This is a genomic window from Schaalia sp. Marseille-Q2122 (genome assembly GCF_903645355.1).
Taxonomy (GTDB): Bacteria; Actinomycetota; Actinomycetes; order Actinomycetales; family Actinomycetaceae; genus Pauljensenia.
The window spans coordinates 1-18180 of record NZ_CAHJXR010000004.1 but is presented as its reverse complement, the minus strand read 5'-3'; the positions used below and the strand labels follow the sequence as shown (position 1 = coordinate 18180).

Genomic DNA, 18180 nt, shown 5'->3' with positions numbered 1-18180 from the left:
CGCCTTGCGCCCCGAGAAATCAGGCGCGGCGGCGTGGGACGTCGAAGAGCCTTGGCGTAATGCCCTGGCTCTTTCGCCACAGGTATGCCCAGATACCCACCACGACGGCAACTGCGATGGAGGAGAGGGATCCGACAAGGATTGACCAGCGCGCGCCGAAGGCCTCGGCCACCCATCCTACGAAGGGTGAGCAGATGGGGTTCATGCCCAGGAAGATCATGCCGTACAGGGACATGACCCTGCCACGGATCGATTCATCGACGCTGAGCTGGACCAGAGCATTGGCCGAGGTCATCATCGTCAGCGACATCAGGCCCGTAGGGATAGCCAGCACCATGAAGGCTTCGAAGGTGGGCGCCAATGCCAGCGCGGTTTCTGCGATTCCAAAGCCCGCAGCGGCCAGCACAACGGTCCGCAAGCGTGGGGCACGCCTACGTGCAGCCATCAGGGAGCCCAGGACGCCGCCAATGGCAATGAAGGAGCCGAGGATGCCATATTCGGAGGCTTGCTTGCTGTAGACCTCCGTGGCCATGAATGCCGAGGTCATCTGCAGGTTCAGACCCAGGCCAGCGACGATCGCAACGGCGAGGAAGACCATCTTGATTTCGGGTCTCTGTCGGACATAGGCCAGGCCTTCGCGGATCTGTCCCTTCGCCTTAGGGGTGGCTACGCGAGGTTGAAACTCTGAAGCCTTCATCAGCAGGAGCGTCAAGGGTGGGACCGTGTAAAGGGCGGCATTAATGACGAACACCCACCCTGTTCCTGCCCAATCAATGACAAAACCTGCCAGCGCTGGCCCAACCAGGCGCGCGCTGTGGAAAGCCGTGGCATTGAGGCCAACCGCATTCGCCAGGTGAGTCTTGGGTACCACTTGGGACACGAAGGTCATGCGTGCGGGCCCGTCAAGGGAGGACACTGCCCCCAAGGCTAGCGCCATCAGATACACGTGCCAGAGCTGCACGACTCCGCTGATGACGAGGGCGCCCAGAATGAGGGCCGAAGCTGCTGAGCTCAGCTGCGTGAGATACAGGAGTCTACGCCGGTCAACGCGGTCTGCCAGGAGTCCCGCCCATGGTGAGAGCACAAGTTGGGGCAGGAACTGCAAGGCGGTGACGATACCCACCTGGGTGGCGTCGTGGTCGGTGAGTTCGGTGAGGACCAGCCAGTCTTGGGCGAGAACCTGCATCCACATGCCAATGGAGGCGAAAAGGATTCCGGTGAAGAGCAGGCGGTAGTTGCCAATGCCGAAGGATTGGAAGGTGCGTGACATGGGTGTCTCCTTCCTGTCCTGCGCGTTCTGTCGGTGGCGGTGGCCTCGTTCTTAGAGCCTACTCCGCCCTCCCCGAATCTCCCTACACACGCGCTCCCCTCGCGACATCTGTCCCAGCGTTGCGGGCGCGTTCTCGGCGTTGTTGCACGGCGAGGACACCGCCCATCAGCAGTGCGATCCCGAGCGTGGCGGCTCCGCCGACGGCCAGTGCCCAACGGGCACCGAAAGTCTCACCCACCCACCCGATAAAGGGTGCACCAATGGGCGTCGTGCCGAGGAAAACAATCGTGTACAGGGACATGACGCGCCCGCGAATCCCGTCAGGCGTGCGCGTCTGGAGGACAGAGTTGGCTGAGGTCATCGTCAACATCGACGCTGTGCCGAGGGGAATGACCAGGGCAGCGTAAGCCACGTAGGAGGGCGCAAGGGACACGACGATGAGCATGATGCCAAATGCTGTCGCAGCGGGGATAAGGAAACCCAGCCGGGCCGCCCCCACGCGGGCAGCAACGAGGGCGCCGGTGACACCACCGATAGCAGCGAAGGTGGCCAGGAGGCCAAACTCGCCTGCGCCTTTGCGGAAGACGGTGGTGGCCATCATGGCGCTGGTGAGTTGGAAGTTCAGCCCGAGGCTGGCCACCACTGACATGAGCACAAAGATGACGATAAGGTCAGGCCTGTTGGCGATATAACGCAGGCCTTCTCGGATTTGGCCGCGAGCGCGGGGCGCATGGTCTCGGGGGTTGAGTTCATGCACGCGCATCAGCGCAATGAGGACGACGGGCACAATAAAGATCGCCGCATTGATGACGAACACCCAACCAACCCCGACGCGGTCAATAATGAGCCCCGCGCCGACCGGGCCGATCAGGCGGGCGGAGGTGAAGGACATGCCAGACAGCGCCACAGCGTTCGCCACCGAGGTGGGCGGCACCATTTCAGCGACGAAAGCCTGCCGTGCGGGCGAGTCAAAGGCAGAGGAGATCCCACCCAGAAGAGCAAAGAGGTGCACGTGCCAGAGTTGGATCACGCCGCTGAGGATCAGAATGCCTAAGCCTAATCCCAAGATGCCACTGATACTTTGGGTGATTTGGACGAGGCGGCGCCTATCTACCCTGTCGGCGACGACGCCAGTCCAGGGAGAGATGAGCATCATCGGCAGGAATTGGAGGGCGGTCACGATACCAACCTGCGTGCCTGATTGATCGGTGAGGACGGTAAGCACCAGCCAGTCTTGTGCGACGCGTTGCATCCACATGGCCGAGGAAGCCAGGATGTTTCCGGCGAACCACAACCTGAAGTTGAAGTGGGCCAGGGATGCGAAGGTGCGTGACATTCCCTTATTTTCTCACCGGACGTTGAGGCCCTCAATGCGAGTCTCAGCCCGTAGAGCTGGGGTCAATGCTGGTTAACCTGCGGGAGGATGCTGCGCGCAAGGGCGCAGGCGGGTGGACTTAGCCAGCGGCGTCGGCCTCGTCAATCGGGTACGAGGCCGACGCGTCCTCCTCGGGCAGATATTCGAGGACGTCGGCGGGCTGGCAGTTGAGGACGCGGCAGATCGCTTCGAGGGTGGTGAAGCGGATGGCGCGGGCGCGGCCATTTTTCAACACGGCGACGTTGGCGGGGGTGATGCCGATGGCGTCGGCGAAGTCGCTGACACTCATGCCGCGTTCACCGAGGAGGCGGTCAATGTTGACGCGGATCATCAGATCACCTTCTCAAGTTCTTCGCGGTTGGCGCGGGCTTCAATGAAGAGTTGACGCAAGACGGTGAGTAGTAAAAAGACGCCGGGGCCTGCGGTAATCAGCATGAGGAAGAGGAGTACAACGCTCGCCGGACCCACACCAGTTTCTGTTCCAAAGGTAGCGTGGAGGAGGAGGCCGATTGGGATCAGCACGCTAAGAGCGAAGGCCACGCGCACGAGGTCAAGGGTGCGCAGGGTGGCGGCAGTGTAGAAAGCTCCGGTGGAGACGCGATGGAGCATGTACCAGATGCCCGCGAGGAAGAGCTGGAAAAAGCCAATGCTGATCACGCCCGCCGTGGAGTAGGGGATGACGAGGTGGGCGACTTCGGGGGCTTCTTTGCCGATCTCGCGGGCTAGGAAGACGACTATGAGTTGGACCAATGGCGTTGTGCATCCAAAGAGGATGACCGCCAGTTGCGCCAGGCGAATGTAGCGCTTCTTCATGGGAGTTCCTCCTATGTCAGTGAGTATGCGAGTACGTAGGAATGTGGCGCGATGCTGAGTGCAGGGATGCGAGAGGGGCCGGAAGGGAAGCTAGCCCCCAAGGCCGAGGTCCTCTGAAGACACAAGCCGTGGCCAACAAGCGGCGCAACAGCAACGCCTCATATCGATTATCGATAGGAACCTATCGTTTGTCAATAGATATTCCTGTTTAGCGGGCAGCGGGTATCGGCCCGCAAACACCGAGGTCGGCAATCCCCAACACTATGGCAGGCCACCCCCACTATGGGAGGGCTGTTGCACTTTACGGGGGCTATGCGGTGAACAAACGACAACGCGGTGTGCAAAGGAGGGCGGGTGGCGCCTCGTCAGATGAGGTGAGCCAGCAACGAAAGGACGGCGAGGTGGGGCGCTTACGGCGCGGATGGGCATAGGAGCCAGGGGAACGAGGAGGGCGGGTGGCGCCTCGTCAGGTTAGGCGGGCGTTGAGCCGGCGCGCAGCGCCAGGCTCATGGGCGAACGAGGCGCCACCCGCCCTCCGACACAGCCCTATCGCTTCTGGACACGAAAGGGCGGCCCCGCACTGTACGCGCGGGGCCGCCCTCGTCAATCAGAAAGCCGGAAACGTCAGCCTGCCAGCAGAGCCTGAATCGGGCCCAACAGGAAGTAGAAGACGAACAGCAGGGAGGTCAGCCACATCAGCGGGTGGACGTGGCGGGCCTCGCCCTTGGCGGCGCGGATGACGGTGTAGGTGATGAAGCCAATGCCGATACCCACGGTAATGGAGTAGGAGAAGGGCATGAAGGCCAGGGTAAGGAAGGCGGGGATAGCGATCTCGGGCTTATCCCATTCGATCTCGGTCACCTGCATCATCATGAGGAAGCCAACGAAGACCAGTGCGGTCGAGGCGGCCTCGGTGGGCACAAGCTCCACGACGGGCGCAAGGAAGGTCGAGAGCAGGAAGAGCACGCCGGTCACGACGGAAGCCAGGCCGGTGCGTGCGCCTTCACCGACGCCTGCGGAGGACTCGATGTAGGAGGTGTTGGAGGAAACGCCACCCAGACCACCGGCAACGGCTGCCAGCGAGTCAATGAGCAGGATCTGCTTGGAGCGGGGCGGGTTGCCTTCCTTGTCGAGGAGGTGGGCTTCGCCGCCGACGGCGACCATGGTACCCATGGTGTCGAAGAAGTCCGCTAGGAGCAGGGAGAATACCAGGAGGATGACGGCGACGGGGCCGATCTTGGTGACGGCGCCGAAGAGGTCAACCTGTCCGAGGGAGTCGAAGCTGGGGATGGCAACGAGCTGGCCAACTTCGGGGACGGTCTGGCCCCAGCCGGTGGGGTTCTCAGGGGACTTGGCCTCCAGGTGGACGAAGAACTGGATGAAGACGGCCAGTGCGGTCGAGGACAGCAGGCCGATGAGGATCGCGCCGGGGACCTTACGGACGTACAGGACGATGGTCAGGAGCAGGCCGAAAACAAAGACGAGTGCGGGCCATCCGGCGAGGGAGCCGTGGACGCCCAGTTCGACGGGGGCACCCTGCGAGGGGCGAATGATGCCGGCGTTGACCAGGCCAACGAAGGCGATGAAGAGGCCGATACCCACCGAGATCGCGGTCTTGAGCTGGCGGGGGACGGCGCGGAAGACGGCCTCACGGAATCCGGTGAGGACGAGGATGGTAATGAGGATGCCTTCCCAGACAATGAGGCCCATAGCCTCCTGGTAGGTCAGGCCGGCGCCGAGGACCAGGGTGAAGGCGACAACGGCGTTGAGGCCCATGCCCGCGGCCAGTGCCAGCGGGAAGTTGGCGACGACACCCATGAGGATGGTGACGATGCCAGCGACGAGGGCGGTGCCCGCGGCGATGCCCGCCGGGGTGATGGAGGAGCCTTCACCGATGGCGCTCGACAGGATCAGGGGGTTGACGACGAGGATGTACGCCATGGCGAAGAAGGTGACGAGGCCACCACGGACTTCTTGGGCGATGGTGGATCCACGCTCACTGATCTTGAAGAAAGAATCGAGAGGGCTGACAGAACCTGTGCTGTGGGCGCGCTTTGGCGCAGTCTTTGTGCTCACAGGGAAATCCTGCCTTGGGGAAGGTGCAAAATCCACACATTCCGCCTGTGATCTCACCGGGAAACACCACTGAAAGTTATCCGCTAGGATAGAACGAAGCCCACCGAAGGATCGGTGGGCTTTCGTGTGGGTGGTGCTACGCCGCAGCGGAGCTCTTGCGGCTCAGCTTGTTGGCATTGCGTGGTTTTCGACGGTGAAGTCGTTGACGCGCGAGGGGCGCACCGGCCATTCGGTCCCGTTTTTGGGGACGTCTGTTTCAGAGTGGGATCCGCAGGAGTGGTCCAGGCTCACGACTCGCCCGTCGTCGGCGGACCATGCGTTGGCGCAGACACCGAAGACTGTGCGCATGGATCCGGAGAGTTTGAGGAGGAAGCCGCAGGTGGAGCAGGTTGCTTTGGGTAGGCGACCTCGTTTGGGTCCCTGTTCGGAGGCGTACCAGCGTTGGATGGCTTCGGCTCGGCCTTGTGCGGAGAGGACGCGGGGGCGGCCTAGGCCGAGCTCGTGGGAGAGGGCCTCGTCTGCGTCCTCGCCGGTTGCTTCATAGCCCTGGTCGAGGCGTTCGTCGGTGGCGCGGTAGGGCAGGACGTCCTCACGTGAGACATCCTCAGGCAGGAGGCGCTCTTCCCAGGGCACCCATTCGGGCGCCAGGAGGGAGCCTTCCCCGGGGATGAGGTCGATTTCGCAGATGGTCGCTGTTTTCCCGCGGGGGACGCGGGCGATGGTGACGGCCCAACGCCAGCCGACGTAGCCGGCCTCGGTGGACGCGAAGTAGTGGGTGCCGAGGCGTTCGGCGACCATGTCAAAGCCGAGGTAGTCGCCGACGGCGCTTTCTCGGGCGATCGTCAGTGCCGCTTCGCGCGCGTGTTCGACTGCCTTCGCGAGGACGGCGTCCTCGCGAATCTTACGCGGGCGTGCGGCGGTGGTTTTAGGCATCGAATTCCTCTGCTACCGCGCGCAGCACCTTGGCGATCTGGTGAGCGTTGTCGGGGTACTTTCCGCGGCGTAGCTGGTTGGAGCCGGCGTCGAGGAGCTTAATGAGGTCCTCAACGACGGGCACCATGGCTTGGGGCTTGCGGCGCTGAGCGCGCGCAACGGAGGGCGGGGTAGCGATGACGCGCACCGACAGGGCTTGGGGGCCCTTGCGACCGTCAGCGACACCGTATTCTACGCGGGTACCGGGGCGAGGGTTGGGTAGATCCTCGGGCAGGGCTGAACTGTGCAGGAATACTTCATTCCCGTCATCACCTGCGATAAATCCAAAACCGCGTTCGGTGTCGAAGAACTTCACCTTCCCGGTAGGCACGATTGCACTCCTTTGCGTTTCAGGGTCTTTTCAGACCGGACTGATCTGACAGACCTCCTCTAATGATAGTCAGCCCACGCCCGGTCTTCGACAGGTAATCACCCACACCTCGCCACTACTCTTGAAGAACGTATTCTTCTGCGCGTTGAAAGGGAAGGCCTGTGGCCCTATTTCTCACCCTTCGTCTGCCGATGTTGGACTCTGTGGTGTCTGCCGTTGTGGGCGGCGGCTCTTTGGTTGTCGGTCTCACGATTGCGATTGCTGTGATCTGGGTGGCGGTCAGCGTTTTTCGTTCCCGTTCGGGGCGAACCTTAAGTGGCCGCGTGCAGCGTTCTTACGCGCGTGACGCCGCGCGGGACGAGGCTGCCGCCCAGCAGCGTTTGTTGCAAGCCGATGAGATTGTGCGTTTCGCCCGTGATGAGCTGGCTTTCGCTCAGGCTGGTTTCGGCGAGGTGCGCAGTCAGGAATTTGAACGCGCTTTAGGGAGGGCTGAGGAGGCTCTGCCTCGGGCTTTCGCGTTGCAGGAGGCATTGCGTAATGCGCCGACGGATGCGGAAAAGAGCCGTGTCGCCTTGGAGATTATTGCCATTCTTGATGGCGTGATGCCTGTCTTGCTTGAGGAGCAGAAGCGTTTCACGGAGCTGCGTTCGAAGGATTCGGGGCTGGAGTCTCGTTTGGCTTCCTTGCGCGGGCACATTGAGGAAACTGCCGCGCAGCTTCCTGCAGCTGAGGAGCGGCTGCGTGGTTTGGCACTGTCTTTCCCTTCGTCGTCCTTAGCGTCCTTGGAGGACAACCCCGACCAGGCGCGTTCCTTGTTGACGCAGGCGCGTGAGGCGTGTGGACGCGCTGAGGCAGCGCTGGGTTCGCAGCGTGATGTTGCTGTTCAGGCGCTGGAAACGGCTTCGCGTGCGCTGTCGATGGCTCAGCATCAGGTGCAGGCAATTTTTGAGGCCGAGGATCATCTTCGTGATGCAGCGAAGGCTTTGGCGTCGGGGATTGGTTCGTTGACGAATGATCTTGCTGACGCGCGACGTTTGGACGCTGATGACAGTGCTTTTGGGCCGCTCATTGACGAGGCTCGCGCGGCGATCCTTCATGCGCAATCAGCAAATGACGGGGGCGGGGACCCTTTGGCCGCATTGGAGCGCTTGACGGCTGCGGAGGCTGCTTTGGATGCTGCCCTGGCGCCTTTGCGGAGCCGGGAAGAGAACCTCAGCCGCCAGAGCGCCTCAGCTCAACGCTATCTTGAGCACGCGGAAGCCTCGGTGCGTAGTGCGCGCCAGTTCCTAGAGGCGCGCCGGGGTGTGATGCCTTTGGATGCGCGGTCAGATTTACGTGAGGCTGAGCGTTTCCTTGAGGATGCGCGCCGCTATCTTCATTCTGATCCTGAGCGGTCAATGCGGGCTGCTGATAACGCTGCCGAGTCGGCGAAGCGGGTCTCGGGTTCTTTTGCGCCGTTTGCTATGCCCGGCGGTTTCGCTGGCGGCACAACTGGTCAGTTTCCGCCGGTTTTGAGTGAGCCCCGGTCGATGATGAATATGGGGATGTCGGTGGGGGGTGCCCTGCTGTGGCAGGCGCTTGATACCGTCGTTGACGTGGTCATGGATGAGGCTTTGGAGGGGAAAAAGAAGAAGCGGAAGAAGCGCTGAGTGGCGTCAGCTTTTCAGGCTTTGGGTGGTTTCGCTGGGCTCATGCCTTGATTTCACACTAATGTTGATAACGACGGTTCGTTCCTAGCCTTTTATTGGAGGAAACCATGGCAGAGAAGCAGTCAATTTTCGGCCGCGTAGCACAGTTGGCTAAGGCCAATATCAATGCGCTTCTTGATCGTGCCGAAGACCCTCAGAAGATGCTGGATCAGCTGATCCGCGACTACACCAACTCCATCGTTGAAGCTCAGAACGCTATCGCGCAGACTGTTGGCGATCTGCGTCTGGCTGAGAAGGATTACGAGGAGGATGTCGCGACGGCAGCTGATTGGGGCCGCAAAGCTCAGGCAGCTTCCGACAAGGCTGAGCAACTGCGCGTCTCCGGTGACGCTGCTGGCGCCGACAAGTGGGATGGCCTTGCCCGCGTCGCTCTGGGCAAGCAGCTGCAGTACGAGCGTGAAGCCGCTGACGCTAAGCCTCGTATTGAGGCGCAGAATGCGATGGCAGACAAGCTCAAGAGCGGCCTGGCCACCATGAAGGATAAGCTTGAGCAGCTCAAGTCCAAGCGAGATGAGTTGGTTGCTCGCCAGCGCAGTGCCGAGGCTCAGACCAAGCTTAATGATGCTATTGGTTCGATCAATGTCATGGATCCAACTTCGGAGCTGTCTCGTTTTGAGGATCGTGTGCGTCGTGTTGAGGCCATGGCTCAGGGCCAGGCTGAGATTGCCGCCGCATCCCTGGAGGATCAGTTCGCTGAGCTGGAGAGCGACGAGGTCGATGTTGACCTTGAGGCAAGGTTTGCTGCATTGAAGGCGAAGGGCTGATTCCCCGAGTTTTTCACTCTTTGAGAAGGCGATAGGACTTATCACAGCCCTATCGCCTTCTTTAGTTTCGAGAAACTTTTCCAATGCCGCATATAAATTCTTCCCAGCGGCTAGGGTGGAAGGTATGGAAACTACTTACCTGGTAATTGATGGCGAAAATATTGATGCCACCTTAGGCTTGTCCGTCCTTGACCGCCGCCCTAATCCTGAGGAACGCCCTCGCTGGGACCGTGTTCTTCAGGCTGCTTCAGAGCAGTGGGGCGAGCAGGCACGAGGACTTTTCTTCCTCAATGGCTCCAATGGCTACCTGCCGATGGGCTTCGTTCAGGCTCTCAATGCGATGGACTATCGGGCGATTCCCCTGTCGGGTCCTGCGGACCTGAAGGTCGTTGACCTGGGTATTCAAAAGACCCTGGAGGCCATTAGTGAGATTGAGGGAGCTTCGGTCATCCTGGCCAGCCATGATGGTGACTTCGTTCCTCAGATTCAGGAGCTCTTGGCACAGGGGCGCAAGGTCGCGGTCCTGTGTTTCCGCGAGTTTCTTTCCACTCAGCTGCAAGAGCTGATTGACGAGGGCCTGGAAGTTATTGACCTTGAGTATGACGTTCATGCTTTCCAGGTCACCCTGCCCAGGATCCGCATCATCGACGTCGAGGACTTCAACCCCTTCGAGTTCCTCTGAGTCTTCACGAGGCTGCATAAGAGTCCCCCGGGTCGCTTGAGCTGTGCGCGTTGCCAGCTTTCACTGGCGGTCCGGGGGATTTTCTATGCTCAGCGGGGTCTTGTACGCGCAGACTTCCAGCAGCGCCGCTGGCACCAGGCGCGCAGCGCCTGTGCCCATTCACCTGCGCTTCGCTCCGGCTCATATGCCCAGCCGCGCCGCAGGCACTGCGCGCCTAGCGGCGTCACTGTCACAGGAACCCTCCCCCGGCTACGGTACGCCTCAGCGCCATCGGTACATGGCACACCACCTACCCAAGGCACTCAACCACACCAATAGCGCTAACCCATACCAACGACGCTCAGCCATACCAACCACTATGACCGCCTCCACCCGCCCCGGCAGGCGAGCAATATGGGAGCGGCGTTGCAATTTCTGGGGCCTATGCGGTGTGAAAACCACAACGCAGTGTGCAAACCTGAGCAAAAGGGCCCGGCGAGGACGACAGCAGGGCAGGGCATGGTCGGGCTTCGGGGCCTTTGGGAAACACAAAGGCCGAGCGGGCGGGCCGCTTGCGGCACGCTTCGGCATGGGAGCCGAAGCGTAGCGGAGGCGAGTGGACGCGCACGGCCCAGCGCAGCGGCTAACCAGACCCGCCGTTCTTGCGACAGACAACTAACACAGCAGTGCGAGATTAAAGCAGCAATGCACCCCCGACACAGCGGCGCCGCCAGCGGGGATGCTGGCGGCGCCTGAGCTGCAGATCGCTATGGGGTCAGAAGGTGTTACTTGACGTCCTCATCGACCCAGTCGAAGGTACGAGTCACGGCCTTCTTCCACAGGCGGTAGGTGCGGTCGACCTCAGCTTGATCCATTGCTGGGGTCCAGCGCTTACCTTCTTGCCAGTTGGCGATGACATCCTCGGTACCCGACCAGAAGCCGACGGCAATGCCTGCTGCGTAGGCTGCGCCGAGGGCGGTGGTTTCGATGACCTTCGGTCGCACAACGTCCACGCCGCACAGGTCGGCCTGGAATTGCATGACGAGGTCATCGTGGGTCATACCGCCATCGACCTTGAGTTCGGTCAGGGGCACGCCGGAGTCGGCATTCATGGCGTCAAGGACTTCGCGGGACTGGAAGGCAGTGGATTCTTCGACGGCGCGCGCGATGTGGCCCTTGTTGACGTAGCGGGTCAGGCCCACGATGGCGCCGCGGGCGTCATCACGCCAGTAAGGGGCGAAGAGGCCGGAGAAGGCGGGGACGAAGTAGACGCCACCGTTGTCTTCCACGGTTTCTGCCAGCTTGCGCACGTCGGAGGACTTTTCGATCATGCCGAGGTTGTCGCGCAGCCACTGGACCAGAGAGCCCGCGACGGCAATCGAGCCTTCGAGAGCGTAGACGGCTGCCTCTTCACCGATCTTGTAGCACACGGTGGTGAGCAGACCGTTCTCAGAGAATACCGGTTCGGTGCCGGTGTTCATCAGCATGAAGCAGCCAGTGCCGTAGGTGTTCTTTGCCATGCCCTTAGAGAAGCAGGCTTGGCCGAAGGTTGCGGCCTGCTGGTCGCCGAGGATGGCTGACACGGGGGTTTCGATGAGCAGTGAGTTCGGTGCGCCGTAGCCGTAGACCTCCGCGGAGGACTTGATGGCGGGGAGCATGGACATGGGGATGCCCATGTCGGCGCAGATGTCTTCACGCCATTGCAGGGTGCGCAGGTCCATGAGCATGGTGCGCGAGGCGTTGGTGACGTCGGTGACGTGAACGCCGCCGTTGACGCCGCCGGTCAGGTTCCACACGACCCAGGAGTCGGTGTTGCCGAAGAGCAGGTCGCCTGCTTCTGCCTTTTCGCGGGCGCCTTCGACGTTGTCGAGGATCCACTTGACCTTGGGGCCGGAGAAGTAGGTGGCCAGGGGCAGGCCGCAGATGTCGCGGTAGCGGTCCATGCCCTTATCGCCTGCGAGTTCGCGGGTGATGGCGGCGGTGCGGGTGTCTTGCCAGACGATGGCGTTATAGACCGGTTCGCCGGTGGTCTTATCCCACACGACGGTGGTTTCACGCTGGTTGGTGATACCGATGGCTGCAAGGGAGTGGCGGTTGATGTCTGCCTTGTGGAGGGCGTCGGCGACGACGGCTCGGACGGATTCCCAGATTTCCATGGGGTCATGTTCGACCCAGCCGGGGTTGGGGAAGATCTGAGTGAATTCCTGCTGGCCGATGGAGACAATTTCGCCTGCGTGGTTGAAGATGATGGCGCGGGACGAGGTGGTGCCCTGGTCGATGGCCATGACGAACTTCTGATCAGACATGTGTTGTCCTTTCACTTCTTTGTGAATTGGGGGGATGGATGCGTGGTGGCGGTTTCGGGGTGCAGCTTAGGTGTGCTGCACCCCGAAACGATGGGAGATCAGGCGAGGCCGCTCATAAAGGCAAGAACGGTACCGAGGACGGCGCCGATGAGGGGGCCGACGACGGGGACCCAGGAGTAGCCCCAGTCGGAGTCGCCCTTGCCCTTGATGGGCAGGACGAAGTGTGCGACGCGGGGGCCGAGGTCACGGGCGGGGTTGATGGCGTAGCCGGTGGGGCCGCCCAGGGAGTTACCGATGACGACGATGATGAGTGCGACACCGAGGGGGCCCATTGCCGATTCGGTGTAGCCGGAGACGTAGATCCACAGGATCAGCATGGCTGTGCCGACGATTTCTGTGACGAGGTTCCAGCCGTAGTTGCGGATGGCGGGGCCGGTGGAGAATACGGCGAGCTTGGTTGCGGGGTCGCAGTCCTCGTCGAAGTGGGTCTTGTAGGTGAGCCACATGATGATGGCACCGACGAAGGCGCCGAGGAATTGGGCGAGGACGTAGATGGTGATGTTCATCGCTGTGACGGGGACGCCTGCGGCGAGTTCCACCTTGGAGTCGAACATGTTGCCGACGACCTTAGCCAGCGTCACTGCTGGGTTGAGGTGTCCGCCGGTTGCGTAGGCGACGTAGACGCCTGCGAAGACTGCGAGGCCCCAGCCGAAGTTGATGAGGAGCCAGCCGCCGCCATTGCCCTTGGTCTTGGGGAGGACTGCGGTTGCGACGACGCCGCCGCCCAGGAGGAGGAGGACTGCTGTCCCCATGAATTCGGACATGAAAATCTGTCCGCCGCTCAGCGGGGGTGTTAGCCCGGAGGATAAGAGTGCTGCAAACACTGTACTTGTACCTTTCTTCGGAGCTCCATTGCACCGAGATCTGGGACGATAGTCGCAGAGTGTTGCGACTTCATTGCAATTATCACAGCGACCGCACAAAAATTCGCTTCACCTGCACGGCTGTGCATGAGAGACTAGTATTTGTGACCATCCGTGATGAACAGGCTCATGAAGCCGCCTCAATGTACTACCTCCAGGGCCACACGATGGAGAACATCGCACACCACCTGGGGATCTCTCGATCATCGATCTCCCGTCTGCTGGCTCACGCCCGCGAGACCGGCCTCGTGCGAATCTCCGTCGCCGCAGCTCCCGGCACCCGCGGAACCCTCGCTGGCCAAATCTCAGAGATCTTCGGGGTGCGCACCTCCGTCGTCCCTGTCCGCGAGGTCGACACCGAAGTCAACCGCCTGCACAACGTCGCCCTCGTCGCCGCCGAACGCCTCGTCGAACTCATGGAACCGGGCGCTATCCTCGGCGTCGCCTGGGGCAACACCACCTCGGAAGTCACCCGCAACCTCCCCCGCGTCCACTTCCCCGGGTCGACGGTCGTCCAGCTCAACGGCGCCGTGAACGCTACCAAGTCAGGGCTCCCCTACGCCGACTCCATCATGTCCCAAGCCGCCCAGGCTTTCGGCTCGCGCACCCTGCAATTCCCCGTGCCAGCCTTCTTCGACTACCCCGACACGCGCGAAGCAATGTGGCGCGAACGCTCCATCCGCTCCGTCCTCGACACCATTGACCGCGCCGACGTCGCACTCTTTGGTGTGGGCTCCCTGTCGGGCACGCTGCCCTCGCACGTCTACTCCTCGGGCTACCTCGACCCGCAAGAGATTGCCGAGGCCCAGGCCGACGGCGTCGTCGGTGACGTGTGCACCGTCCTGATTCGCGAGGACGGCACCACCGACCTCCCCCTCAATAAGCGCGCCTCCGGCCCCACGCCAGAAACACTGCAGAAGATCCCGCGCCGCCTGCTCGTCGTCTCAGGCACCGGAAAAGCACTGCCGCTGCTGGGCGCCTTGCGTGCCAAGGTTGCGACCGACCTCGTCCTCGATGACGCGGCAGCACGCGCTCTCATGGACCTGGTTCGTCAGCGCGCACACCACGCCAAAGCACAGCAGGCGCGTAGCAGAATCGCAAAGTAGCCGATAAGATCGCCGTAACGAGGGATATTCCCTCAGCGCACGCATGTGCGTCAGCAAATGGGCTGGGTCAGAACCTCCACTGTTCTGACCCAGCCCATTTGTTGTGACGCTCAGGCGTCCAAGTCACGTCCCAGTAGCTCAACAAGAGCATCCAGGGACTCGCTTGCTGCATCGTCTTCGCAGGTGAGAGTAACTTCGTCACCATGCCCAACGCCAAGAGCCATTACTTCAATGACGCTGGCTGCGTCGGCATCTTCTCCACCGAAAGCGATGGTGACATCAAAACCGGTGTCATCAACAGCATGGGCGAAGATTGCTGCCGGGCGGGCGTGAAGACCCACAGCAGAAGCTACGGTAGCGGTGCGGGAAACCATGATTCTCCTTGGTTTTTGGTCTCCCCCGCTGTCCGCGCGTAGCCGAAGGAGACTACGCGCGGACAGCGCCCACCGACGTGTCAGGTAGTTACGCGAATCGCGCCGTCGCTACCTTCACTCCCGCCATAGACGGGTGTGAGTCGGTGATGGAGACATCGGAGACCTGCCCGTTCTTGGTAAAGACCACCGGTGTGATCGGGGTGCGCCCACCGGCTCGGATGGCAGCCATGTCCACGCTGATAATGGGCTGGCCGACACTCACCTTTGTGCCGCTTTCTACGAGGGCGGTGAAGTTCTCTCCCTTGAGCTCAACGGTTTCCAAACCGATGTGGACCAGGAGTTCTGCACCATCATCGCCCACGATCGCAAAGGCGTGAAGGGTCTTGAAGATCTTTCGAAGCGTTCCAGAGATGGGCGCGCACACGCTCACAATCTCTGCACCTTCCTCAGGGATGACAGCAAATCCATCGCCGAGCATACGCTGGGCGAAAACAGGATCGGGCACCTCTGTGACAGGAACAACCTGCCCAGCAAAGGGGGATGCTACGACAATCTTCTTCTTACCAAGACCGAACATGTCTATTCCTCAGGTAGTTCCTGTTGGTTCAGGCATCCTGTTCGCCCAGCAGCGTGACGCTGCTATCGGCGAGGATGCGAGCCACTTCGTCGTAGACGAACTGGACCTGCGGGCCAACAATCACCTGAACGGTCTTCTGAGAGGGGCGGATAACACCGGCAACACCGGCGCGCTTGATCTCCGCTTCCTTAACGAGCAGGTGGTCCTTGACCGCTACGCGCAGACGGGTGGCGCAGTAGTCGACAGAGTCAACGTTTGCAGCACCGCCTAGACCTGCCAGGATAGTCGAAGCGACCTCGTTCATCGCGGCATCGCCAGAAAGTGTGGCGCCTTCGTCGCTCTCATCCCCACGACCAGGGGTCTTGAGGTTGAGCAGACCGATGAGGAAGTAGAAGACCACGAAGTAGACCACCGCGTAGACCAGGCCCAGAACGAGCAGCATGTACCACTGGTTAGCCATCGGGTTCTGAGAAGAGAGCAGCATGTCGACAAAACCTGCCGAGAAGCCAAAGCCTGCGGTCCAGCCCATGGAGGCTGCAATGAAGACGGAGATACCAGTCAGCAGCGCGTGGACGATGTAGAGCAGAGGTGCGACAAACATGAAGGCGAACTCAAGGGGCTCGGTCACGCCGGTGAAGAACGAAGCCAGAGCGCCAGCCATCATGAGGGAGCCGACGACCTTCTTACGGGAGTTGTCCGCACGCAGGTACATGGCCAGACCAGCTGCCGGCAGGCCAAACATCATGACGGGGAAGAAGCCAGCCTGGTAGCGGCCAACAACACCCTGAACGGTGCAGACGCCATCAGCCCACAGGCCGGGGCAGGAGGCTGCGTCGGTAGCGGCAGCAGCAGCTTCGATGGTGGAGGCGCCACCGAGGAACTTGCCAATGTCGTTGATGCCGACAACGTCGAACCAGAAGATCGAGTTGAGAGCGTGGTGCAGACCGGTGGGGATCAGCAGACGGTTGAAGAAGGCGTAGATACCGGCACCAGCCGCACCCATGCCCTGGATGAGCTGACCGAAGTTGAAGAGCACGCCGTAAAGGATCGGCCAGACGAAGTACAGGACCAGGGCCAGAGCCATCGAGAAGAAGGTGATGAGGATCGGGACCAGGCGGCGGCCGGAGAAGAATGCAAGGAAGTCAGGCAGCTTGACGGAATGGAAACGGTTGTAGGTCCATGCAGCGAGCAGGCCGACGAGGATACCGAAGAGGACGTTCTTGGCGCCAACAGCACCCCAGCCCTGCGCAGTCCATGCCAGCAGCTCATCGCCGCCAGCTTCCTTCAGCGCGGCCAGGTCAACGCCCTGGTATCCGGCAACGGAGTTCTCGTTGATCAGGAAGGTAACGGTGGTGAAGCCCAGGAAGCCGGAGAGGGCGGCGGCACCGTTGGAGTCCTTGGCCAGGCCGTAAGCGAGGGCGATGGCGAAGATGTAGCCAAGGTTGTCAAGGACGGCGGCGCCTGCCTTGATGAGGATGGCGGCGACCACGCTATTGCCGCCCCAGCCATCAGGGTCGATCCAGTAACCGATACCCATCAGGATGGCAGCGACGGGCATGACTGCCACCGCTCCCATCAAGCCTTTGCCGAACCTTTGCAGGCTCGTCATGATTGTATCTTTCACTTCTCTCACTCCTTTGTTGGATGATGGAATTTCATCGAGAGGTCGTAGATCCAGCCATGGAGGAATACGGCGAGGAACGCCGTTTCTCCTGCTCTCTGCTCGGGGGAAAGCTCCCCACGGATCAGGGCGCCTGAGGTGTTACTGCTGTGTGCGGGCGCCTCGCCAAGCAGAGTCGAAAGGATCCATTCGGCGTGCGTCCACTCTTCGTGGAGGTCGCGCGCGATGGAACGCGGGGTGGTGAAGCGTCGGGCGCGCCCGCCCTCGATACGGCCCACGAGGGCGACGAGGTTGGCGCTGAGATCTTCACGCAGGTGTCGGGGGCATTCGCCAACGTTGAGTCGGCCGAGCGTTTGGTCAATGACGCCCGCGAGCGCGTTTGCCCGGCTGAGGGGGCGTTTGACGGATTCACCAGAGAGCGCGGCGTTGAGGTGGAGGGTGATGAAGGCAGCCTCGTCAAGGGGCAGTTCAACGCCGACGCGCGTGTTGATGTGATGGAGGACGAGTTCGGCAGCCTCGAACTCGCTGGGGAAGAAGGCGCGGATTTCGGGCAGGAGGTTGTTTTGGATGAGCTGCCCATCGCGGTAACGCTCAACAGCGAAAGCCAGGTGGTCGGTGAGGAGCAGGTAGATGGAAGGATGCAGGTGGCCCAGCGTTTTGGTTGCCAGTTCCACGCCTTCGGAAATGGCGGCAAGAAGTTCAGGGTCGAGGCCGTTGAGCAGGGTGAGGTAGTGGATCTTATCGGGCTCAATAGCGACGTATTGCTGCTGGACGATGGCGGGATCGACCGGGTCGTCGACTTTGCGATTGAAGCCGATGCCCGTACCAACGAGGACGGAGAGGCCTGATTCTGAGCGCACGACAACCGCATTGTTGTTGAGGACATGGGTGACCCGGTATTCGGGGTCAGCACCGGGCGCGCGGTCGTACACAGGAGGCTCCTCGTTGAGCTAGGGCGGAAGATTCCGCATCTCCAGTGATGCCTGCCGAACAGTGACACCCAGAGCAATATTCTTGACGAAATTATGACACAGGACGCAGCTGTGTCAATAACCTTTAACAAACACATGTTATCAAGACATTAACCACTCTTTGGCCACCTTACGTTCGCCCCCACTGCACATCTGCCCAAAAAGAGCACAAAACCCGCAAAATAGCTAGAATCGACCCCAAGAATCCGCGGGAATCTCCCACGTTCCCAACCGCACACCCCACCGATGTTCCGCAACGACGCGAAATGTCCACCTTCTCTCCCACTCCGCACGCGATGACCTCGTCCATCTTGGCCAAGGAGTCTGGTCA

The 18180-nt window shown here is 61.2% G+C and carries 17 protein-coding genes; 4 read left to right on the top strand and 13 right to left on the bottom strand.

Annotated elements, in window-relative coordinates; genetic code table 11:
- Positions 1 to 19: 19 nt before the first annotated feature.
- The 7 genes from HWX48_RS04535 to HWX48_RS04505 form a co-directional block, all read right to left on the bottom strand.
- Positions 20 to 1270: an MFS transporter gene (locus HWX48_RS04535; protein WP_175955084.1), complete on the bottom strand. Its 1251-nt coding sequence runs from the start codon at positions 1268 to 1270 to the stop codon at positions 20 to 22.
- An 82-nt stretch (positions 1271 to 1352) separates the two neighbouring features.
- Positions 1353 to 2606 (bottom strand): MFS transporter, encoded by a 1254-nt coding sequence (locus tag HWX48_RS04530; protein ID WP_175955081.1) that lies wholly within the window; start codon positions 2604 to 2606, stop codon positions 1353 to 1355.
- 118 nt (positions 2607 to 2724) lie between these two features.
- The gene (locus HWX48_RS04525) at positions 2725 to 2976 is read right to left on the bottom strand and encodes a helix-turn-helix transcriptional regulator (RefSeq protein ID WP_217701588.1); all 252 of its coding nucleotides are present in this window, start codon (positions 2974 to 2976) and stop codon (positions 2725 to 2727) included.
- On the bottom strand, positions 2976 to 3458 hold the full coding sequence (locus HWX48_RS04520; protein ID WP_175955079.1) for a DUF2975 domain-containing protein: 483 nt from the start codon (positions 3456 to 3458) through the stop codon (positions 2976 to 2978). Before HWX48_RS04520 ends, HWX48_RS04525 begins: the two co-directional genes overlap by 1 nt.
- A gap of 624 nt (positions 3459 to 4082) precedes the next feature.
- Positions 4083 to 5534, bottom strand: coding sequence for an NCS2 family permease (locus HWX48_RS04515; protein ID WP_254872963.1), 1452 nt, complete (start codon positions 5532 to 5534; stop codon positions 4083 to 4085).
- A gap of 162 nt (positions 5535 to 5696) precedes the next feature.
- Positions 5697 to 6467 carry a DUF3027 domain-containing protein gene (locus tag HWX48_RS04510; protein WP_175955075.1) on the bottom strand — a complete coding sequence of 257 codons (771 nt, stop codon included), beginning with the start codon at positions 6465 to 6467 and terminating at the stop codon, positions 5697 to 5699.
- Positions 6460 to 6837, bottom strand: coding sequence for a cold-shock protein (locus HWX48_RS04505; protein WP_124868581.1), 378 nt, complete (start codon positions 6835 to 6837; stop codon positions 6460 to 6462). The genes HWX48_RS04510 and HWX48_RS04505 overlap by 8 nt, the downstream gene beginning before the upstream one ends.
- 161 nt (positions 6838 to 6998) lie before the next feature.
- Between HWX48_RS04505 and HWX48_RS04500 the strand changes: the two genes are divergently transcribed.
- The 3 genes from HWX48_RS04500 to HWX48_RS04490 all read left to right on the top strand — a co-directional run bounded on the left by HWX48_RS04500 (position 6999) and on the right by HWX48_RS04490 (position 9992).
- Positions 6999 to 8486, top strand: coding sequence for a hypothetical protein (locus tag HWX48_RS04500; RefSeq protein ID WP_175955073.1), 1488 nt, complete (start codon positions 6999 to 7001; stop codon positions 8484 to 8486).
- Positions 8487 to 8593: 107 nt separating this feature from the next.
- Complete coding sequence (locus HWX48_RS04495; RefSeq protein WP_175955072.1) at positions 8594 to 9310, top strand: PspA/IM30 family protein; 717 nt, start codon at positions 8594 to 8596, stop codon at positions 9308 to 9310.
- Positions 9311 to 9434: 124 nt separating this feature from the next.
- Positions 9435 to 9992: an NYN domain-containing protein gene (locus HWX48_RS04490; protein WP_175955069.1), complete on the top strand. Its 558-nt coding sequence runs from the start codon at positions 9435 to 9437 to the stop codon at positions 9990 to 9992.
- Positions 9993 to 10756: 764 nt separating this feature from the next.
- On the opposite strand, the gene glpK is transcribed toward HWX48_RS04490, so the two are convergent.
- A complete protein-coding gene (gene glpK, locus HWX48_RS04485; protein ID WP_175955067.1) occupies positions 10757 to 12277 on the bottom strand; it encodes a glycerol kinase GlpK in 1521 nt (506 codons plus the stop codon).
- A gap of 98 nt (positions 12278 to 12375) precedes the next feature.
- Positions 12376 to 13101, bottom strand: a complete 726-nt coding sequence (locus tag HWX48_RS04480) for an MIP/aquaporin family protein (RefSeq protein WP_175955065.1) — start codon at positions 13099 to 13101, stop codon at positions 12376 to 12378.
- A gap of 242 nt (positions 13102 to 13343) precedes the next feature.
- Here HWX48_RS04480 and HWX48_RS04475 point away from each other — a divergent pair, with 242 nt between their 5' ends.
- Positions 13344 to 14306 (top strand): sugar-binding transcriptional regulator, encoded by a 963-nt coding sequence (locus tag HWX48_RS04475; protein ID WP_175955638.1) that lies wholly within the window; start codon positions 13344 to 13346, stop codon positions 14304 to 14306.
- Between the two features lie 110 nt (positions 14307 to 14416).
- Here HWX48_RS04475 and HWX48_RS04470 read toward each other — a convergent pair whose 3' ends face one another.
- From HWX48_RS04470 to HWX48_RS04455, 4 genes are all read right to left on the bottom strand, one after another.
- Positions 14417 to 14680 (bottom strand): HPr family phosphocarrier protein, encoded by a 264-nt coding sequence (locus tag HWX48_RS04470; protein ID WP_175955062.1) that lies wholly within the window; start codon positions 14678 to 14680, stop codon positions 14417 to 14419.
- Between the two features lie 88 nt (positions 14681 to 14768).
- On the bottom strand, positions 14769 to 15257 hold the full coding sequence (locus tag HWX48_RS04465) for a PTS glucose transporter subunit IIA (RefSeq protein WP_175955060.1): 489 nt from the start codon (positions 15255 to 15257) through the stop codon (positions 14769 to 14771).
- 28 nt (positions 15258 to 15285) lie between these two features.
- Entirely contained in the window at positions 15286 to 16866 is a 1581-nt protein-coding gene (gene nagE, locus HWX48_RS04460; RefSeq protein WP_175955058.1) for an N-acetylglucosamine-specific PTS transporter subunit IIBC, read from the bottom strand.
- A gap of 20 nt (positions 16867 to 16886) precedes the next feature.
- Entirely contained in the window at positions 16887 to 17810 is a 924-nt protein-coding gene (locus HWX48_RS04455) for a PRD domain-containing protein (RefSeq protein ID WP_175955056.1), read from the bottom strand.
- Positions 17811 to 18180: the final 370 nt, after the last annotated feature.

Coding starts and splice junctions, on each gene's coding strand:
- HWX48_RS04535 (WP_175955084.1), bottom strand. CDS start 1,270: ATGTCACGCACCTTCCAATCCTTCGGCATTGGCAACTACCGCCTGCTC.
- HWX48_RS04530 (WP_175955081.1), bottom strand. CDS start 2,606: ATGTCACGCACCTTCGCATCCCTGGCCCACTTCAACTTCAGGTTGTGG.
- HWX48_RS04525 (WP_217701588.1), bottom strand. CDS start 2,976: ATGATCCGCGTCAACATTGACCGCCTCCTCGGTGAACGCGGCATGAGT.
- HWX48_RS04520 (WP_175955079.1), bottom strand. CDS start 3,458: ATGAAGAAGCGCTACATTCGCCTGGCGCAACTGGCGGTCATCCTCTTT.
- HWX48_RS04510 (WP_175955075.1), bottom strand. CDS start 6,467: ATGCCTAAAACCACCGCCGCACGCCCGCGTAAGATTCGCGAGGACGCC.
- HWX48_RS04495 (WP_175955072.1), top strand. CDS start 8,594: ATGGCAGAGAAGCAGTCAATTTTCGGCCGCGTAGCACAGTTGGCTAAG.
- HWX48_RS04490 (WP_175955069.1), top strand. CDS start 9,435: ATGGAAACTACTTACCTGGTAATTGATGGCGAAAATATTGATGCCACC.
- glpK (WP_175955067.1), bottom strand. CDS start 12,277: ATGTCTGATCAGAAGTTCGTCATGGCCATCGACCAGGGCACCACCTCG.
- HWX48_RS04480 (WP_175955065.1), bottom strand. CDS start 13,101: ATGTCCGAATTCATGGGGACAGCAGTCCTCCTCCTCCTGGGCGGCGGC.
- HWX48_RS04475 (WP_175955638.1), top strand. CDS start 13,344: ATGTACTACCTCCAGGGCCACACGATGGAGAACATCGCACACCACCTG.
- HWX48_RS04470 (WP_175955062.1), bottom strand. CDS start 14,680: ATGGTTTCCCGCACCGCTACCGTAGCTTCTGCTGTGGGTCTTCACGCC.
- HWX48_RS04465 (WP_175955060.1), bottom strand. CDS start 15,257: ATGTTCGGTCTTGGTAAGAAGAAGATTGTCGTAGCATCCCCCTTTGCT.
- nagE (WP_175955058.1), bottom strand. CDS start 16,866: ATGACGAGCCTGCAAAGGTTCGGCAAAGGCTTGATGGGAGCGGTGGCA.